At 59.1% G+C, this 17991-nt stretch carries 14 protein-coding genes; 12 read left to right on the top strand and 2 right to left on the bottom strand.

The annotated features are described in order from the left end of the window. Positions 1-14: 14 nt before the first annotated feature. The 11 genes from N7578_RS21400 (at position 15) to N7578_RS21350 (ending at position 13442) form a co-directional block, all read left to right on the top strand. The gene (locus tag N7578_RS21400) at positions 15-794 is read left to right on the top strand and encodes a succinate dehydrogenase iron-sulfur subunit (protein ID WP_311112225.1); all 780 of its coding nucleotides are present in this window, start codon (positions 15-17) and stop codon (positions 792-794) included. Positions 795-998: 204 nt separating this feature from the next. After that, entirely contained in the window at positions 999-1538 is a 540-nt protein-coding gene (locus N7578_RS21395; protein ID WP_311112224.1) for a protease inhibitor Inh/omp19 family protein, read from the top strand. Between the two features lie 50 nt (positions 1539-1588). Beyond that, positions 1589-2752 (top strand): cell division protein ZapE, encoded by a 1164-nt coding sequence (zapE, locus tag N7578_RS21390; RefSeq protein WP_311112223.1) that lies wholly within the window; start codon positions 1589-1591, stop codon positions 2750-2752. 179 nt (positions 2753-2931) lie between these two features. After that, on the top strand, positions 2932-3894 hold the full coding sequence (mdh, locus tag N7578_RS21385; protein WP_138795305.1) for a malate dehydrogenase: 963 nt from the start codon (positions 2932-2934) through the stop codon (positions 3892-3894). A gap of 134 nt (positions 3895-4028) precedes the next feature. Next, positions 4029-5222 carry an ADP-forming succinate--CoA ligase subunit beta gene (gene sucC, locus N7578_RS21380; RefSeq protein WP_311112222.1) on the top strand — a complete coding sequence of 398 codons (1194 nt, stop codon included), beginning with the start codon at positions 4029-4031 and terminating at the stop codon, positions 5220-5222. Between the two features lie 19 nt (positions 5223-5241). Further along, positions 5242-6144: a succinate--CoA ligase subunit alpha gene (sucD, locus tag N7578_RS21375; RefSeq protein ID WP_311112221.1), complete on the top strand. Its 903-nt coding sequence runs from the start codon at positions 5242-5244 to the stop codon at positions 6142-6144. Positions 6145-6313: 169 nt separating this feature from the next. Further along, on the top strand, positions 6314-9310 hold the full coding sequence (locus N7578_RS21370) for a 2-oxoglutarate dehydrogenase E1 component (protein ID WP_311112220.1): 2997 nt from the start codon (positions 6314-6316) through the stop codon (positions 9308-9310). A 56-nt stretch (positions 9311-9366) separates the two neighbouring features. Further along, positions 9367-10593, top strand: coding sequence for a 2-oxoglutarate dehydrogenase complex dihydrolipoyllysine-residue succinyltransferase (gene odhB / locus N7578_RS21365; protein WP_311112219.1), 1227 nt, complete (start codon positions 9367-9369; stop codon positions 10591-10593). A 65-nt stretch (positions 10594-10658) separates the two neighbouring features. Continuing rightward, complete coding sequence (locus tag N7578_RS21360; protein WP_311112218.1) at positions 10659-11297, top strand: LysE family translocator; 639 nt, start codon at positions 10659-10661, stop codon at positions 11295-11297. Positions 11298-11360: 63 nt separating this feature from the next. Then, on the top strand, positions 11361-12767 hold the full coding sequence (gene lpdA, locus N7578_RS21355) for a dihydrolipoyl dehydrogenase (RefSeq protein ID WP_311112217.1): 1407 nt from the start codon (positions 11361-11363) through the stop codon (positions 12765-12767). Between the two features lie 213 nt (positions 12768-12980). Then, positions 12981-13442: a DUF2867 domain-containing protein gene (locus tag N7578_RS21350; protein ID WP_311112216.1), complete on the top strand. Its 462-nt coding sequence runs from the start codon at positions 12981-12983 to the stop codon at positions 13440-13442. Between the two features lie 11 nt (positions 13443-13453). Here the strand turns inward: N7578_RS21350 and N7578_RS21345 are convergent, their stop codons facing one another. Both N7578_RS21345 and N7578_RS21340 read right to left on the bottom strand, forming a co-directional pair. Next, on the bottom strand, positions 13454-14548 hold the full coding sequence (locus N7578_RS21345; protein WP_311112215.1) for a TraB/GumN family protein: 1095 nt from the start codon (positions 14546-14548) through the stop codon (positions 13454-13456). Positions 14549-14635: 87 nt separating this feature from the next. After that, on the bottom strand, positions 14636-15583 hold the full coding sequence (locus N7578_RS21340) for a tyrosine recombinase XerC (protein ID WP_311112214.1): 948 nt from the start codon (positions 15581-15583) through the stop codon (positions 14636-14638). Between the two features lie 121 nt (positions 15584-15704). On the opposite strand from N7578_RS21340, the gene N7578_RS21335 reads away from it, so the two are divergent. Beyond that, on the top strand, positions 15705-17921 hold the full coding sequence (locus tag N7578_RS21335) for a primosomal protein N' (RefSeq protein WP_311112213.1): 2217 nt from the start codon (positions 15705-15707) through the stop codon (positions 17919-17921). The last annotated feature ends 70 nt before the right edge of the window (positions 17922-17991 follow it).

Below are 17991 nucleotides of genomic sequence, written 5' to 3'. Positions count from 1 at the left end.
GAGAGGAATTGGACATGGTTGAACTTGCGCTTCCCAAGAACTCTCAGATCAACGAAGGCAAGGTCTGGCCGAAGCCGGATGGTGCCAAGAACGTTCGCGAGTACCGGATCTATCGCTGGAACCCGGACGACGGTCAGAACCCGCGTATCGATACCTATTACATTGATGTCGACGATTGCGGCCCGATGGTTCTCGATGCTCTTCTCTACATCAAGAACAACATCGATCCGACACTGACGTTGCGCCGCTCCTGCCGTGAAGGCATCTGCGGTTCCTGCGCCATGAACATCGACGGTACGAACACGCTGGCCTGCACCAAGGGCATGGACGAGATCAACGGGACGGTGAAGGTCTATCCGCTGCCGCACATGCCGGTGGTAAAGGATCTGGTGCCGGATCTGTCGAACTTCTACGCGCAGCACCGCTCCATCGAGCCGTGGTTGAAGACGGTTTCGCCGACGCCTGCCAAGGAATGGAAACAGAGCCACGAAGACCGTCTCAAGCTCGACGGCCTTTATGAGTGCATTCTCTGCGCCTGCTGTTCGACATCCTGTCCCAGCTACTGGTGGAACGGCGACCGTTACCTCGGCCCGGCTGTTCTGCTGCAGGCTTATCGCTGGTTGATCGACAGCCGTGACGAGGCAACCGGTGAACGTCTCGACAACCTCGAGGACCCGTTCCGCCTGTACCGCTGCCACACCATCATGAACTGCGCGCAGGCCTGCCCGAAGGGTCTGAACCCGGCCAAGGCGATCGCAGAAATCAAGAAGATGATGGTTGAGCGTCGCGTCTAACGGTGTTCTAACCCATATAACAATCTCAGGGCCGCGGGCAAAACCGCGGCCTTTTTCGCAACCGGATGATGATAAAATTCGGTAAAAATCGACTAAAGCGGCAATTATCGGTGCCGTCGCTTGCTTACGCTAAGGCTTTTGTAATAATTCGGCCTTCTTGTTCGAACATGGTCTTTCCGGAAGCGAGAGAATCGGGAGTTTGATATGCAATTCAGATATATGGTAACGGGTCTCGCAGTCGTCATGAGCCTCGCCGGTTGCCAGCGTACCTCCTACGATTACAACAACAATAGCGGTAACTCAGGTTACACGCCGCCGCTTCAGGCGCAGCCCGTTCCTTCCGTTCAGTCCGGCGCTCTGCCTCCGCCCGGTGGCGCATCGGGTAGCCAGTTCCCGACAGCTCCGACATCTGCGTCGCCCGGTGGCGCCAATCTCGCTTCGGCTGCTCCCCCGGCTGCAGCCCTCGACGTGACCAAGGAATCCATGGTTGGCAACTGGCGTGTTTCCAACGCCGGCGCAAGCTGCGACATGTTCCTGACGTTGACCAATCTCGGCAGCGGTTCGCGTGGCGGCACCCGTGGTTGCGCGGGCGAACTGACAGCGATGGGATCCTGGGAAGTGTCCGGCAAGATGGTTCTCTTCAAGGATCGTTCTGGCAACACCATCGGCCGCGTTTACAAGAGCGCCGATGCGCGCTTCGACGGTACGACAAACAGCGGTCAGCCGCTTAGCCTGAGCCGATAATTCCATTCTCCGCGGACGCAGCCTCGCGTCCGCGCGCAGGGCACTTCTTCATGCAGCCATTGCCCGACTACAATCATAGTGTCGTTGAACAGCTCAACGCATTGACGGCAGCCGGAACGTTGCAGGCGGATGCGGCGCAGATCGGTGTCGCAAGGCATCTTGACCGGATTCTATCCGATCTCAAGGCTCGCAAGCCCGCGAAGAAGAAAAGCGCTCTCGGCTGGATGTTTGCGCGCAAACCTGGCCCCGCCACGTCGGTAAAGGGACTTTATGTTTACGGCAGCGTCGGGCGTGGCAAGACGATGCTGATGGACATGTTCTATGAGATGGCGCCTGTCACATCCAAACGGCGCTGCCATTTTCATGAATTCATGGCCGACGTGCACAATCGCGTGCATGCGCATCGGCAGAAGCTGAAGAACGGTGAAACCAAGCAGGCTGACCCCATTCCGCCTGTCGCAGCGCAACTGCTGGCCGAGGCGGAGCTTCTCTGCTTCGATGAGTTCACCGTGACGGATATTGCGGATGCGATGATCCTAGCGCGGCTTTTCAGCGAACTGTTCGCCAATGGCTGCACGCTCGTCACCACATCCAACGTCGTGCCGGACAATCTCTACAAGGACGGCCTCAATCGCGGCCTCTTTCTCCCTTTCGTCGAGTTGCTGAAAAAGCATGTCGAGGTGGTGACGCTGGACAGTCCTACCGATTACCGGATGGAAAAGCTGGAAAGCCTTCCCGTCTACGTCACGCCTCTCGACGGGACTGCCGATCAGGCAATGGATATGGCATGGCGGCACATGACGGCCGGGCACCTTGTGGCGCCAACCGAAATCCCGATGAAGGGACGCTCGATTCTGGTGCCGAGGGCCGCCGGGCGCGTTGCGCGCTTTTCGTTCAGGGACCTGTGCGAGAAGCCCCACGGTGCTTCCGATTTTTTGGCGATCGCCAATCGCTTCGATACGGTTTTCGTCGATCATATCCCGTTGCTCGATGCGGATAAGCGCAACGAGACGAAACGCTTTATCATTCTCATCGACGCCCTATACGATCACAGTGTGAGGCTTTTTGCATCCGCTGCCGCGATGCCCGAGAACCTGCTTGGCAAGCGCAAGGGGACCGAGGGTTTCGAGTTCGATCGCACGGCCTCGCGGCTTTTCGAGATGCGAAGTGCGGATTATCTCGCGCTTCACCATGAAAAACGGCAGAAAGTTTGACGCTTTCGTGACGTTAATTCTTACGTTTACGTAAGATTTTTTGCATCTAAACGATTGAAAATACTGCTTGCAAAAGAATCTGTTGCCAATTCTAGTCAATAGGGCTAATCGGGGTGCGACAATTTTGCCCGCCAACTTTGTGCGGTTAAATTGAATTGAAGCTCGAGAGGAAGCATTCGATGGCTCGCAAAAAGATTGCACTTATTGGTTCTGGCATGATCGGCGGTACGCTGGCGCATCTTGCCAGCCTGAAAGAACTGGGCGATATCGTCCTCTTCGATATTGCTGATGGTATCCCGCAGGGTAAAGGTCTGGATATTGCCCAGTCCGGCCCGGTCGAAGGTTTCAATGCAAAACTCTCGGGTGCTTCCGACTACGCCGCCATCGAAGGCGCGGATGTCTGCATCGTCACCGCTGGCGTTGCCCGCAAGCCTGGCATGAGCCGCGACGATCTTCTCGGCATTAACCTCAAGGTCATGGAGCAGGTCGGCGCCGGCATCAAGAAGTATGCCCCGAACGCTTTCGTGATCTGCATCACCAACCCGCTCGACGCGATGGTCTGGGCACTGCAGAAGTTCTCCGGCCTGCCGAAGAACAAGGTCGTCGGCATGGCTGGCGTTCTCGACAGCGCGCGCTTCCGTCTTTTCCTCTCGGAAGAATTCAACGTTTCCGTTCAGGACGTCACCGCTTTCGTTCTCGGTGGCCACGGCGACACGATGGTTCCGCTGGCTCGCTACTCGACCGTTGGCGGCATTCCGCTGACGGATCTGGTCAAGATGGGCTGGGTCACCGCCGAGCGTCTCGAGCAGATCATCCAGCGTACCCGTGACGGCGGCGCTGAAATCGTCGGCCTGCTGAAGACCGGCTCGGCCTATTATGCTCCGGCTGCGTCGGCAATCGAAATGGCTGAGTCCTACCTCAAGGACAAGAAGCGCGTTCTGCCGGCTGCTGCCTATCTCTCCGGCCAGTACGGCGTTGACGACATGTATGTCGGCGTTCCCACCATCATCGGTGCAGGCGGCGTTGAGCGCATCATCGAAATCGAACTGAACAAGGACGAGGAAGCTGCCTTCCAGAAGTCTGTCGGCGCCGTTGCAGGTCTTTGTGAAGCCTGCGTCAACATCGCTCCGTCGCTGAAGTAATAGCCTGCCGCATCGGGGCAGGGATCGAGATCGATTTCTGTAACGACGATGCGGAGATTTAACGGTCTGGAGCGTTCTTTCTGCGTCCGAACAGGCGCAGGGTGCTCCAGGCGGCTCCAAACAGGGATTATTCCATGAATATTCACGAATATCAGGCCAAAGCTCTTCTGAAGGGCTACGGCGCGCCGGTTGCAGAAGGCGTTGCCATTCTCAAGGTCGAAGAAGCTGAAGCCGCAGCAAAGCAGCTTCCTGGCCCGCTTTACGTGGTCAAGAGCCAGATCCACGCTGGCGGCCGCGGCAAGGGCAAGTTCAAGGAACTCGGCCCCGATGCAAAGGGCGGTGTTCGCCTTGCAAAGTCCATCGAGGAAGTCGTTGCGCACGCCAAGGACATGCTCGGCAACACGCTCGTTACCGCGCAGACCGGTGACGCTGGCAAGCAGGTCAACCGTCTCTACATCGAAGACGGCGCGGACATTGCCCGCGAACTCTATTGCTCGCTGCTGGTAGACCGCTCGGTTGGCCGCGTTGCTTTCGTCGTTTCGACCGAAGGCGGTATGGACATCGAAGCCGTTGCCCACGACACCCCGGAAAAGATCCACACCATCGCAATCGACCCGGAAGCTGGCGTGACCGAGGCTGACGTTGCAACGATCTCCAAGGCTCTCGAGCTGACCGGCGTTGCTGCTGAAGACGCAAAGTCGCTCTTCCCGATCCTCTACAAGGCGTTCAACGAGAAGGACATGGCTCTTCTCGAAATCAACCCGCTGATCGTCATGGAAAATGGCCATCTGCGCGTTCTCGACGCCAAGGTTTCCTTCGACGGCAACGCACTGTTCCGCCACGACGACGTGAAGGCGCTGCGCGACGAAACCGAAGAAGACGCCAAGGAAATCGAAGCCTCCAAGTGGGATCTCGCTTACGTGGCTCTCGATGGCAACATCGGCTGCATGGTCAACGGCGCTGGCCTTGCCATGGCAACGATGGACATCATCAAGCTGTACGGCAAGGAGCCGGCAAACTTCTGCGACGTCGGCGGTGGCGCCGGCAAGGAGAAGGTTGCAGCTGCGTTCAAGATCATCACGGCTGACCCGAAGGTCGAGGGCATCCTCGTCAACATCTTCGGCGGCATCATGAAGTGCGACGTCATCGCTGAAGGCGTTATCGCCGCAGTGAAGGAAGTGGGCCTCAAGGTTCCGCTCGTCGTGCGTCTCGAAGGCACCAATGTGGAACTCGGCAAGAAGATCCTGAACGAATCGGGTCTCGCCATCACGGCAGCCGACGATCTGGACGATGCGGCCAAGAAGATCGTCGCAGCGGTGAACGGCTAATTTTGAAGGATCTGAAATAATGTCTATTCTCGTCAATAAAGACACGAAGATCCTTGTTCAGGGTCTGACCGGCAAGACCGGCACCTTCCACACCGAGCAGGCGCTTGCGTACTACGGCACGCAGATGGTCGGCGGTATCCACCCTTCCAAGGGCGGTACCAACTGGACCGGCTCCAAGGGTGAAACGCTGCCGATCTTCGCAAGCGTTGCCGAAGGCAAGGAAAAGACCGGCGCGGATGCGTCCGTGATCTACGTTCCGCCGGCAGGCGCCGCTGACGCGATCATCGAAGCCATCGATGCGGAAATTCCGTTCATAACCTGCATCACCGAAGGTATTCCGGTTGCCGACATGGTTCGCGTCAAGGCTCGCCTCGACCGTTCGAAGTCCCGCCTGCTCGGCCCGAACTGCCCAGGCATCCTGACGCCGGAAGAATGCAAGATCGGCATCATGCCGGGCTCCATCTTCCGCAAGGGTTCTGTCGGTATCGTTTCGCGCTCCGGCACCCTGACCTACGAAGCCGTGTTCCAGACCTCGAATGAAGGTCTTGGCCAGACGACGGCTGTCGGCATCGGCGGCGACCCGGTCAAGGGCACCGAGTTCATCGACGTGCTGGAAATGTTCCTCGCGGACGAAGCCACCACCTCGATCATCATGATCGGCGAAATCGGCGGTTCGGCTGAAGAAGATGCGGCGCAGTTCCTCATCGACGAAGCCAAGAAGGGCCGCAAGAAGCCGATGGCTGGCTTCATCGCGGGGCGTACGGCTCCGAAGGGTCGCACCATGGGCCACGCTGGCGCTGTCGTTTCCGGCGGCAAGGGCGACGCAGAGTCCAAGATCGCTGCCATGGAAGCAGCAGGCATCAAGGTCTCGCCCTCTCCGGCGCGCCTTGGCAAGACGCTGGTTGAAGTCCTCAAGGGCTAAGACCACATGAGACTGCATCGGCTGGTGCGGCAGCATACTGCGCCGCACCAGCCGATGATTTGCAGAAAATGACCGCCGCTTGGCGGCGAAATACCGAACAATTAAAGCGGCAGGCCGGCTAACGGCCCTAACGGCATCGAGGAGGCGGACGGCGCGTCCGCAAAACACAATGGCAAGGCAAGAAGCGAACGAGCAGTTTCAGATCACGTCGTTTCTGGACGGCGCGAATGCAGCCTATATCGAGCAGCTCTATGCCCGGTACGAAGAGGATCCCTCTTCCGTGTCGCCGGAGTGGCAGAGCTTTTTCAAAGGATTGGCTGAAAACCCGGACGACGTGAAGAAGGCCGCCAAGGGCGCCTCCTGGAAGCGTTCGAACTGGCCCATTCCGGCCAATGGCGATCTGGTTTCCGCTCTGGACGGCAACTGGGCCACGGTCGAGAAGGCTGTCGAGAAAAAGGTTCAGGCCAAGGCCGAAGCCAAGAGCGCCGAAACAGGCAAGCCGGTCAGCGAAGCGGAAGTTCTGCAGGCAACGCGTGACAGCGTTCGCGCCATCATGATGATCCGCGCCTACCGTATGCGTGGCCATCTGCACGCCAAGCTCGATCCGCTCGGTCTTGCCGCGCCGGTCGAAGACTATAACGAGTTGTCTCCGAAGTCCTATGGCTTCGAGGAGAGCGACTACGATCGCAAGATTTTCATCGATAACGTGCTCGGTCTGGAATATGCGACCGTACGCGAGATGATCGATATCCTTGAGCGTACCTACTGCTCCACCATCGGTGTCGAGTTCATGCACATGTCCAGCCCGGAAGAAAAGGCCTGGATTCAGGAGCGCATCGAGGGTCCGGATAAAGGCGTTGCTTTCACCGCCGAAGGCAAAAAGGCCATCCTTTCCAAGCTTATCGAAGCTGAAGGCTACGAACAGTTCCTGGACGTTCGTTTCAAGGGTACGAAGCGCTTCGGCCTCGATGGCGGTGAATCGCTGATCCCGGCGCTTGAGCAGATCATCAAGCGCGGCGGTCAGGACGGTCTTGAAGAAGTCGTTCTCGGCATGGCTCACCGAGGCCGCCTGAACGTTCTGACCAACGTCATGGGCAAACCGCACCGCGCCGTGTTCCACGAGTTCAAGGGCGGTTCGTTCAAGCCTGACGACGTCGAAGGTTCGGGCGACGTGAAGTACCACCTCGGCGCTTCCTCCGACCGCGAATTCGACGGCAACAAGGTTCACCTGTCGCTGACGGCAAACCCGTCGCACCTGGAAATCGTCAACCCGGTTGTCATGGGCAAGGCACGCGCCAAGCAGGATCAGCTCGCCAAGGTCTGGGATGGCGATATCATTCCCCTGTCGGAGCGCGCCAAGGTTCTGCCGCTGCTGCTGCACGGTGATGCCGCGTTTGCCGGTCAGGGTGTGGTTGCCGAAATTCTCGGCCTTTCCGGTCTGCGCGGTCACCGCGTTGCCGGTACCATGCACTTCATCATCAACAACCAGATCGGCTTCACGACGAACCCCGGCTTCTCGCGTTCGTCGCCATATCCGTCGGACGTTGCCAAGATGATCGAAGCGCCGATCTTCCACGTCAACGGCGACGATCCGGAAGCGGTTGTCTACGCGGCGAAGGTTGCGACCGAGTATCGCATGAAGTTCCACAAGCCTGTTGTGGTCGACATGTTCTGCTACCGCCGCTTCGGCCATAACGAAGGTGACGAGCCGGCGTTCACGCAGCCGAAGATGTACAAGGTCATTCGTGCGCACAAGACGGTTTCCACCCTCTATGCAGAGCGCCTGATCGCTGAGAACCTTCTGACCGAAGGCGAGTTCGAGAAGATGAAGGCCGACTGGCGCGCTCATCTCGAGCAGGAATTCGAAGCAGGCCAGAGCTACAAGCCGAACAAGGCAGACTGGCTGGATGGTCAGTGGTCCGGTCTTCGCGCCGCCGACAACGCCGATGAGCAGCGTCGTGGCAAGACCGGCGCCCCGATGAAGCAACTGAAGGAAATCGGCCGCAAGCTGTCGACCATTCCGGAAGGCTTCAAGGCGCACCGCACGATCCAGCGCTTCATGGAAAACCGTGCGCAGATGATCGAGACCGGCGAAGGTCTGGACTGGGCCATGGCGGAAGCGCTTGCGTTCGGTTCGCTCGTCGTCGACGGCCACAAGATCCGCCTGTCCGGCCAGGATTGCGAACGCGGCACCTTCTCGCAGCGCCATTCGGTTCTCTACGATCAGGAAACCGAAGAGCGTTACATTCCGCTTGCAAACCTCGCGCCGACGCAGGCCCGTTACGAAGTCATCAACTCGATGCTTTCGGAAGAAGCCGTTCTCGGTTTCGAATATGGCTATTCGCTGGCCCGTCCGAACGCGCTGACGCTCTGGGAAGCCCAGTTCGGTGACTTCGCCAACGGTGCACAGGTCGTCTTCGACCAGTTCATCTCGTCGGGTGAACGCAAGTGGCTTCGCATGTCCGGCCTCGTCTGCCTTCTGCCGCATGGCTACGAAGGTCAGGGTCCGGAGCACTCGTCCGCCCGTCTGGAACGCTGGTTGCAGATGTGCGCCGAAGACAACATGCAGGTCGCAAACGTCACGACGCCGGCGAACTACTTCCATATCCTGCGCCGCCAGATGAAGCGTGACTTCCGCAAGCCGCTCATTCTGATGACGCCGAAGTCGCTGCTGCGCCACAAGCGTGCCACGTCTTCGCTGGCAGAGCTTGCCGGTGAGTCCTCCTTCCATCGTCTTCTGTGGGACGATGCCGAGGTCATCAAGGACGGTCCGATCAAGCTGCAGAAGGATTCGAAGATCCGCCGCGTCGTCATGTGCACGGGCAAGGTCTATTACGATCTGCTCGAAGAGCGCGAAAAGCGTGGCATCGACGACATCTACCTGCTGCGTGTCGAACAGCTCTACCCGTTCCCGGCCAAGGCTCTCATCAACGAGCTCAGCCGCTTCCGCAACGCGGAAATGGTCTGGTGCCAGGAAGAGCCGAAGAACATGGGTGCATGGTCGTTCATCGATCCGTACCTCGAATGGGTTCTGGCTCATATCGACGCCAAGTATCAGAAGGTCCGCTACACGGGCCGTCCGGCTGCCGCCTCTCCGGCGACGGGCCTGATGTCCAAGCATCTGGCGCAGCTTGCTGCGTTCCTTGAAGACGCGCTGGGAGAGTGAAAACTCTCCCGCATCGCCCCTCGCTAAAAAAGACACCTGAATAACGGAACTAGATCATGGCCACTGAAATCCGCGTACCAACCCTCGGCGAGTCCGTCAGCGAAGCGACCGTAGGCACCTGGTTCAAGAAGATCGGCGACACCGTAAAGGCTGATGAGCCTCTGGTGGAGCTGGAAACCGACAAGGTTACCGTTGAAGTCCCGTCGCCCGTCTCCGGCGTTCTGACGGAAATCGTTGCGCAGAACGGTGAAACCGTTGGCCTCGATGCCCTGCTCGGCCAGATAGCCGAAGGTGCTGCTGGCGCCGCAACGGCGGCACCTGCAGCCGCCGCCGCTCCGGCTGCCGCACCTGCACCGGCCGCTGCTGCAGCTGCCGCTCCTGTTGCCAGCTCCATGCCGCCGGCACCTGCCGCTGGCAAGCTGCTTGCCGAAAACAACCTCTCCGCTGATCAGGTGGATGGTTCGGGTAAGCGTGGACAGGTTCTGAAGGGTGACGTTCTGGCTGCTGTTGCCAAGGGCGTTTCCGCTCCTGCCGCTGCCCCGGTCGCTGCCGCGCCGCGCCCTGTTTCCGCAGAGCAGGATGCCGTTCGCGAAGAGCGCGTGAAGATGACGCGCCTGCGTCAGACGATCGCCAAGCGCCTGAAGGATGCCCAGAACACGGCCGCCATGCTGACCACCTACAACGAGGTGGACATGTCGGCTGTCATGGATCTGCGCAACCGCTACAAGGACGTGTTCGAGAAGAAGCATGGCGTCAAGCTCGGCTTCATGGGCTTCTTCACCAAGGCCGTTACCCACGCCCTGAAGGAACTGCCCGCCGTCAACGCTGAAATCGACGGTACGGACATCATCTACAAGAACTATTGTCACGTTGGCATGGCTGTCGGCACGGACAAGGGCCTTGTCGTTCCGGTTATCCGCGATGCCGACCAGCTCTCCATCGCTGGCGTCGAGAAGGAACTCGGCCGTCTCGCCAAGGCAGCCCGTGACGGCTCGCTCGGCATGGCCGACATGCAGGGCGGCACCTTCACCATCACCAATGGCGGTGTCTACGGTTCGCTGATGTCCTCGCCGATCCTGAACGCTCCGCAGTCGGGCATTCTCGGCATGCACAAGATTCAGGAGCGCCCGGTTGCCATCGGCGGTCAGGTTGTCATCCGTCCGATGATGTATCTTGCACTTTCCTACGATCACCGTATCGTCGACGGCAAGGAAGCTGTGACGTTCCTCGTGCGCGTCAAGGAAAGCCTCGAAGATCCGGAACGTCTGGTTCTCGACCTCTAAGAAGCAATCTGGGCCGGGGGCCGCGGTAACGCCGCCCCCGCTTTCATGGTCGGCGGAGAAAGCCCGTGCATCAGTATCTGATCGAACTTGCATCTCTGATGGCGATTTTTGCCTTTGCCATCGTGTCTCCGGGTGCGGATCTGGCCATGGTCATGCGGCAGGCTATGGTGCATGGGCGCCGCGAGGCGATCATCACCAGTTTTGGCATCGGAACATCGCTGATGTTCCATGTGACCTATACGATCCTCGGCCTTGGCCTGATCATCTCGCAGTCGATCTATCTCTTCAACATCGTCAAATGGCTGGGCGTTGCCTACCTGATCTATATCGGCATCAAGGCGCTTCGCGCTGGAAAGACGGAATTGCCGGATGTTTCCGGTGATGCTTCATCGCAGAAGCATCAGTCGGCGACAAAAGCCTTCATGCTCGGTTTTGCAGCCAATGCGCTCAACCCCAAGCCGGTATTCTTCTTCCTGTCGATCTTCTCGACAGTGGTGCATGCCCATACGCCGGTCGCGATCAAGTTCGGCTACGGAATGGTGATGGCGACTTGTCTGATCGCCTGGTTCGTCGGTGTCAGCCTGTTCATGACGACGCCGCGCATGCGCGCCGGTTTTGCCCGCGCCAGCCAGTGGATAGACCGTACCAGTGGCGTGGTGTTCATCGCGCTCGGTATCAAACTTGCAACGGAAAAAGCGGCCTGATCTTCAGGTCAAATGACAGTAGGACGGCGTTATCGTTGTCCGTAATCAATCAGGAACAAACACATGGCATATGATGTAGTTGTTATCGGCACAGGCCCCGGCGGATATGTTTGCGCGGTTAAAGCTGCCCAGCTCGGCCTCAAGGTGGCCGTCGTTGAAAAGCGCGCCACCTATGGCGGCACCTGCCTCAATGTCGGCTGCATTCCCTCCAAGGCTCTTCTGCATGCGTCCGAAACCTTCGCGCATGTCGCCCACGGTGTCGACTCGCTCGGCATCGAAGTCGGTGCGCCGAAGCTGAACCTCGACAAGATGATGGCGCACAAGGACGGCGTGGTGAAGGCCAATGTCGACGGCGTTTCCTTCCTGTTCAAGAAGAACAAGATCGACGCTTTCCAGGGCACCGGCAAGGTGGTGTCCGCGGGCAAGGTTTCCGTGACCAACGACAAGGGCGAAATCCAGGAAATCGAAGCGAAGAACATTGTCATTGCGACGGGTTCTGACGTTGCCGGTATTCCCGGCGTTCAGGTGGAGATCGATGAGAAGGTCATCGTGTCCTCGACCGGCGCGATCGCTCTCTCCAAGGTTCCGGAAAAGCTGATCGTCGTTGGCGGTGGCGTCATCGGCCTTGAGCTTGGTTCGGTCTGGGGCCGCCTCGGTGCCAAGGTGACGGTTGTTGAATATCTCGACAACATTCTCGGCGGCATGGACGGCGAAGTTTCCAAGCAGGCACAGCGTCTGTTTGCCAAGCAGGGTATTGACTTCAAGCTCGGCGCCAAGGTTACGGCCGTCGAAAAGGGTGCCAATGGCGCCAAGGTCGTGTTCGAGCCGGTAAAGGGCGGCGCAGCCGAGACGCTGGAAGCCGACGTTGTGCTGATCTCCACCGGTCGTAAGCCCTACACCGAAGGTCTGGGGCTTGCCGAAGCAGGCGTTGTATTGGACAGCCGTGGTCGCGTTGAAATCGACGGGCACTTCAAGACCAACGTGCCGGGCATCTACGCCATCGGTGATGTTGTGAAGGGTCCGATGCTGGCCCATAAGGCCGAAGACGAAGGCGTTGCGCTGGCGGAAATTCTCGCCGGTCAGCACGGTCATGTGAACTACGATGTCATACCGGGCGTCGTCTACACACAGCCCGAAGTCGCCTCTGTCGGCAAGACGGAAGAGGAACTCAAGGCCGCGGGCGTTGCCTACAAGGTTGGCAAGTTCCCGTTCACGGCCAACGGTCGTGCCCGTGCCATGCAGGTGACGGACGGCTTCGTGAAAATCCTCGCTGACAAGGAAACGGACCGGGTTCTCGGCGGCCACATCGTTGGCTTCGGCGCTGGCGAAATGATCCACGAAATTGCCGTGCTGATGGAATTCGGAGGCTCTTCGGAGGATCTGGGCCGTACCTGCCACGCACACCCCACCATGTCGGAAGCGGTCAAGGAAGCGGCGCTCGCAACCTTCTTCAAGCCTATCCACATGTAATCGGCCCGCCGTTTCAATGATAACCAGAACCCCGGTCTGCCTGTCAGGCCGGGGTTTTCTGTTGCACGTGTTCAGGTTGGCGTGATGGCAACATGGCCAGAGCGTCGGGCGTTCTCTTTACCACACCGAGGACGCGCGAAGCGACGGTTTGTCACCTTGGCCCGGCAGCGTAATTGAACGACACCTGTCCTTCAGGAATGAGAGGGCGGGATCATGAGGGAAAGTGAAGCAATATTAGCGGGGGCTGATTGGTGGGACCGCTTCAGCGGGGAGCTCGTTGCCACGGATGCCGATTCGCTTGAATTAAGCAAAAGGCTTCTGGACCAGCCACCGGCATGGATAACCTGCCTGATGGCGCTTCGAAACCGGCTCGTGGCATTGGCGGGATTGAAAACCGTTCACTTCACTGCCGAAGCATCAGCAGGCGGTTTCCCGGTCGTCTCGTCAACGCCAGAACGAACCGTGCTTGGGTTTGACGACCGTCATCTGAATTTTCGCATCGTTATCGATGTCAGGCAGGAAACCGGCAGGCGGTATCTCGATGTCACGACCATCGTCAGGCGCAACAATCTACCGGGGTGGCTCTATCTTTTCGTGGTCGGTCCTTTCCATCGTTTGATCGTGCCAGCGACGATGCGACCGATTTGCGTGGATGTAAGGCCTGTCGCTGTTTAAGCGCGGCGGATTTACTCAACGCGTGTGACGGTAAAGCCCTGAGCGCGCAGCAGTTCGATCACGCCTTCGTCGCCCGGAAGATGCAGCGCACCGACAGCCATGAACACATTGCCTTTCGCCAGTTCCGGAGCAGCACGCTCGGCCATGACGTGATTGCGGTCGGTAATGATGCGCTGCTCAAAGGCGGCATACCCTTGTTCATTGGTTTCGCCAGTGTTCGTGTCGAGGCTTTTGAGCATCGGCATCGTCATGCCGATATCGCCTCTGAGATAGAGATCGGTCATGGTCGCCATGACGTCTTCCATGCGGTCGCCGAGTTCCAGCGTCTCGATCAGCGACTGGAGATGAAACTCCATTGGCAGTTCGGACATTGCTGTCAGTTGCTCTACCATGGTTTCCAGACCAATGAGGCGTTTCCCGTCTTTCAGCGCATCTTCTGCCAGTTTCTTGTCGAGGAAAGACGCGCCCTTCGCCTTGCGCGTAAATTCGCATGCGGGAAGCGCGACAAAGCCAGACAGCATCCATGGTTTCATGCGCGACACGGCGTTCAGGGGAATGCCGCGCTCTTTCAGCCCCTTTTCAAGCCTGCTGGCATTTTCGGCGGAAAGGACGTCGGTAAGCGACTTGCCGTCCAGAAACATCGTGAGTTCTGGTTTCGTCAGAAGTGATGCCGCCACCTTCTTTTCATCGACGATTTCGTCCGACTCCACGATTACCGCGGATGTCGTGTCAAAGGCGGATCTCGCTCCGTCAGGCATCTCCAGAACCCGCGGGTCCGTGACATGCATCGTGCCAAGCAGCCATGATGGCTCCGATCCCGCTTTTTCGATACGCCAGAACGTACCTTTGCCATTGGGGATAGCGGCGGCCTGCTGTTCGATCTTCTGGAAAGCCTGCGGATCGTTTTTGTGCATCGCGGCCAGAATGTCGCTGCCGGTGCAGTTTACATCCTGTTGCGCGGCTTTGGCCTGACCGATCGACAGCAGGGTCATCACCAGCACCGCGAGGGCGGTGACGTGCAGCAGGGCGAGCAGCCACAGAATGGCGTCACCGGCTTTTCCCATGAGGGCGAGCGTGAAATTGTGGGGCTTTGTCAGGCGATGCATCAACGTTGTCCGGTTCTGATGTGTTTATAGGCCGGTGGCTTGCATGTCTGGTTAATGTTTATGGTTAAACAAGTCTTTCTTCGGGCGTCAGGCACGCGGGTGGGCGTTGTCGTAGATTTCCAGCAACCGGGCGGTGTCGACGCCGGTGTAGACCTGTGTCGTGGAAAGGCTGGCATGCCCGAGCAATTCCTGAATGGTACGCAGATCGCCGCCGCCCGCCAGCAGATGAGTCGCGAATGAGTGTCGGAGCGCATGCGGGGTAGCATTTTCCGGCAATCCCAACGCGCCGCGCAGCTTCTGCATTTCCCGCTGAATGATGGCGGGCTGCAGCTTCCCGCCGCGAGCACCGAGGAAAATCGGTTCATCGGCGGACAGATGATAGGGGCAGAGTTTCCTGTAGCTCTCTATCGCCTCCAGAACGACGGGCAGAAGCGGTACGAGGCGTGTCTTGTTTCCCTTGCCGGTGACGCGCAGGCTGCGGGTCGCTCCCGCAAAATCGTCAGGTGTCAGGCCAAGCGCCTCGGAAATGCGCAGCCCGCAACCGTAGAGCAGGGCAAGAACAGCTGCGTTACGCGCAGCGATCCATGGTTCTTCCGAAAGCTGTGCCTCGGCTGTGGTGATCTTGAGCGCTTGACGGTCGGTGAGAGGTTTCGGGAGGGATTTGGGCTGTTTTGGTGCCCGCATTGCGGTTGCGCCGGCCGCATTCACCAACCCCTTTTTCTGGAGGTGCCGCAGGAACGATCTCAGCCCTGCAAGATGGCGACCGAGCGAGCGGGGGCCAGCCCCTTCCTTGCGACGACTTGCCAGAAATCCGCGCAGATCAACGGGTCGGAGATCAGCAATGTCACTGATGCCTGCCGGTTGTCCGATGTAGCCCGTCATGAAGATTAGAAACTGGCGGGTGTCGCGCTCGTACGCCTCGACAGTGTTGTCCGAAAGGCGTCTTTCACCTGCTATCGCAACAAGCCAGCTCTCCCGTTCCTTCAGCAAGGCGGCATCGGCAAAGGTGAGAATTTCGGCCAAGGCAATCTCCATTTCCGTATCTCAGCCTAACCGTTCATGGTCAGTATTTGGTTAAGGCGTGGACTTCACGGCGCGCGCCCATTACATCCGGGCGGTTTCCTTTTTCATTCCGTCGGGGCATGGTCGCCATATCATGGCAAAAGATTCGTCCGATCTGTTTGGCGTACTGTTCGATCCGCCGTCACTTGTGCGTTCGGTGCCCGTGCTGGTGCCGATGCCTGCGCCGGGACCATACAGCTACTCCGTTCCCGAGGACATGGTGATTGAGCCTGGTTCGGTGGTGCAGGTGCCGCTCGGTCCGAGGCAGGTCATCGGCGTCGTGTGGGACGAGGGCGATGCCAACAAGGTTGATCCGAAGAAGCTGCGTCCGATCACGAAGGCTTTCGATTGTCCGCCGCTGAAGCCGGAAATGCGCCGGTTCATCGATTGGGTGGCGGCTTATACGCTCTCTCCGCCCGGCCTCGTTGCGCGCATGGCGCTTCGCGCGCCTGCCGCATTCGACCCGGAGCCGATGATCGAGGGGCTGCGTCTGACCGAAGGGCGGCCTGAGCGGCTCACGCCTGCCCGCGAGCGGGTTATGGAGCTTGCAGCGGAAGGGCATGGCTGGACGAAAAGCGGTCTGGCGCATGCGGCGGGCGTTTCGACCAGTGTTGTCGACGGATTGGTCAAGCAGGGTGTGTTCGAAACCGTCTTTCTTCCTGCGCCGCCCGTAGTGGCCGAACCCGATCCCGATTACGTGGAGCCTCGTCTTGAAGGACCGCAGAAACAGGCTGCGTCGGAAATTCTGGACGACGTCAGAAAGGGCAGCTTTGCCGTTTCCCTGATCGATGGTGTGACGGGTTCCGGCAAGACCGAGGTTTATTTCGAAGCGGTTGCGGAAACTCTAAGGCAGGGAAAGCAGGTGCTCATCCTGCTGCCGGAGATCGCGCTGACGGCTGCGTTTCTCGATCGTTTCCATGATCGCTTCGGGTCCCGACCGGCGGAGTGGCATTCCGATCTTTCGCCGCGCATGCGCGAAAAGGTCTGGCGGCAGGCCGTCACCGGCGAGGTCAAGGTGGTGGCTGGCGCACGCTCGGCATTGTTCCTACCTTTCGACAATCTCGGCCTCATCATCGTCGATGAGGAGCATGATCCGGCCTACAAGCAGGAAGACCGAGTGTTCTACAACGCTCGCGACATGGCGGTCGTCCGGGCGCGGATCGCTGATTTTCCGGTGGTGCTGGTATCGGCAACGCCATCGGTCGAGAGCCAGGTCAACGGAAGCTCGGGACGTTACAATACCATCCATCTGCACACGCGTTTCGGTGATGCGGCCATGCCGGATCTGCATCTTGTCGATATGCGCAGGCATCCGCCGGAACGGGGGGGCTTCCTCTCTCCGGTTCTTCTGCGGGGTATCGGCAAGACTATCGAAAAAGGTGAGCAGGCACTGCTGTTCCTCAACCGGCGTGGATATGCGCCGCTGACGCTCTGTCGTGTGTGCGGCCACCGTTTCCAGTGCCCGCAATGTTCGAGCTGGCTTGTCGAGCACCGTTTCCGTAGTCAGCTGCAATGCCACCAATGCGGTCACAACGAACCCACGCCGGATCATTGCCCCGAATGCGGCACCTTTGATCATCTGGTTGCCTGCGGGCCGGGCGTGGAGCGGATTGCCGAAGAGGTGGAGAAACATTTCCCCGAGGCTCGCACAATCGTGCTCTCGTCGGACCTCATGGGCGTCAAGCGCCTGCGTCTGGAACTGGAAGCGATCGTCAAGGGCGAGGCGGACATCGTTATCGGCACGCAGCTCGTTGCCAAGGGGCATAACTTTCCGCTGATGACGCTGGTTGGTATCGTTGATGCCGACCTTGGGCTTGCCAATGGCGACCCGCGTGCCGCCGAGCGGACATTCCAGTTGCTTTCGCAGGTTACCGGGCGTGCAGGGCGAACGGGTCTGAAGAGCCATGGTCTTCTCCAGACCTATCAGCCGCAGCATCCGGTGATGCAGGCCATCGTGTCCGGCGATGCCTCCGCGTTTTACGAACGCGAGATCGTCGAGCGGGAAAAGGCCCTGCTGCCGCCATTCGGACGTCTGGCTTCCGTCATCGTATCGGCCGATAGCCGGGCTGAGGCCGAGGGGCATGCGCGCGGACTGCGCGCCGCCGCGCCGCAGGCTGCCGGCATCATGCTGCTCGGTCCGGCGGAAGCGCCGCTGGCGCTCATCCGCGGCCGGTACCGTTTCCGTCTTCTGGTGCATGGCCGGCGGAACTCCGACATGCAGTCCTTTCTTCGAACGCTGCTGGCAAACGGACCGAAGGAAAGGGGCAGCATTCACGTGCAGCTTGACATCGATCCGCAAAGTTTCCTCTGAACTTTGGCAATGAGGCCGTTTTCCCGAAGACGCGACCATGCCATAAGGCGTTCAGGGTGACAGGTGATTT

It is taken from the genome of Agrobacterium tumefaciens (assembly GCF_031801495.1).
In the GTDB taxonomy this organism is placed as follows: domain Bacteria; phylum Pseudomonadota; class Alphaproteobacteria; order Rhizobiales; family Rhizobiaceae; genus Agrobacterium; species Agrobacterium tumefaciens_K.
The sequence above is the reverse complement of the archived record's forward strand: the minus strand, read 5'-3'. Positions and strand labels throughout refer to the sequence as shown.

Coding starts and splice junctions, on each gene's coding strand:
- N7578_RS21400 (WP_311112225.1), top strand. CDS start 15: ATGGTTGAACTTGCGCTTCCCAAGAACTCTCAGATCAACGAAGGCAAG.
- N7578_RS21395 (WP_311112224.1), top strand. CDS start 999: ATGCAATTCAGATATATGGTAACGGGTCTCGCAGTCGTCATGAGCCTC.
- zapE (WP_311112223.1), top strand. CDS start 1,589: ATGCAGCCATTGCCCGACTACAATCATAGTGTCGTTGAACAGCTCAAC.
- mdh (WP_138795305.1), top strand. CDS start 2,932: ATGGCTCGCAAAAAGATTGCACTTATTGGTTCTGGCATGATCGGCGGT.
- sucC (WP_311112222.1), top strand. CDS start 4,029: ATGAATATTCACGAATATCAGGCCAAAGCTCTTCTGAAGGGCTACGGC.
- sucD (WP_311112221.1), top strand. CDS start 5,242: ATGTCTATTCTCGTCAATAAAGACACGAAGATCCTTGTTCAGGGTCTG.
- N7578_RS21370 (WP_311112220.1), top strand. CDS start 6,314: ATGGCAAGGCAAGAAGCGAACGAGCAGTTTCAGATCACGTCGTTTCTG.
- odhB (WP_311112219.1), top strand. CDS start 9,367: ATGGCCACTGAAATCCGCGTACCAACCCTCGGCGAGTCCGTCAGCGAA.
- lpdA (WP_311112217.1), top strand. CDS start 11,361: ATGGCATATGATGTAGTTGTTATCGGCACAGGCCCCGGCGGATATGTT.
- N7578_RS21350 (WP_311112216.1), top strand. CDS start 12,981: ATGAGGGAAAGTGAAGCAATATTAGCGGGGGCTGATTGGTGGGACCGC.
- N7578_RS21345 (WP_311112215.1), bottom strand. CDS start 14,548: ATGCATCGCCTGACAAAGCCCCACAATTTCACGCTCGCCCTCATGGGA.
- N7578_RS21340 (WP_311112214.1), bottom strand. CDS start 15,583: ATGGAGATTGCCTTGGCCGAAATTCTCACCTTTGCCGATGCCGCCTTG.
- N7578_RS21335 (WP_311112213.1), top strand. CDS start 15,705: ATGGCAAAAGATTCGTCCGATCTGTTTGGCGTACTGTTCGATCCGCCG.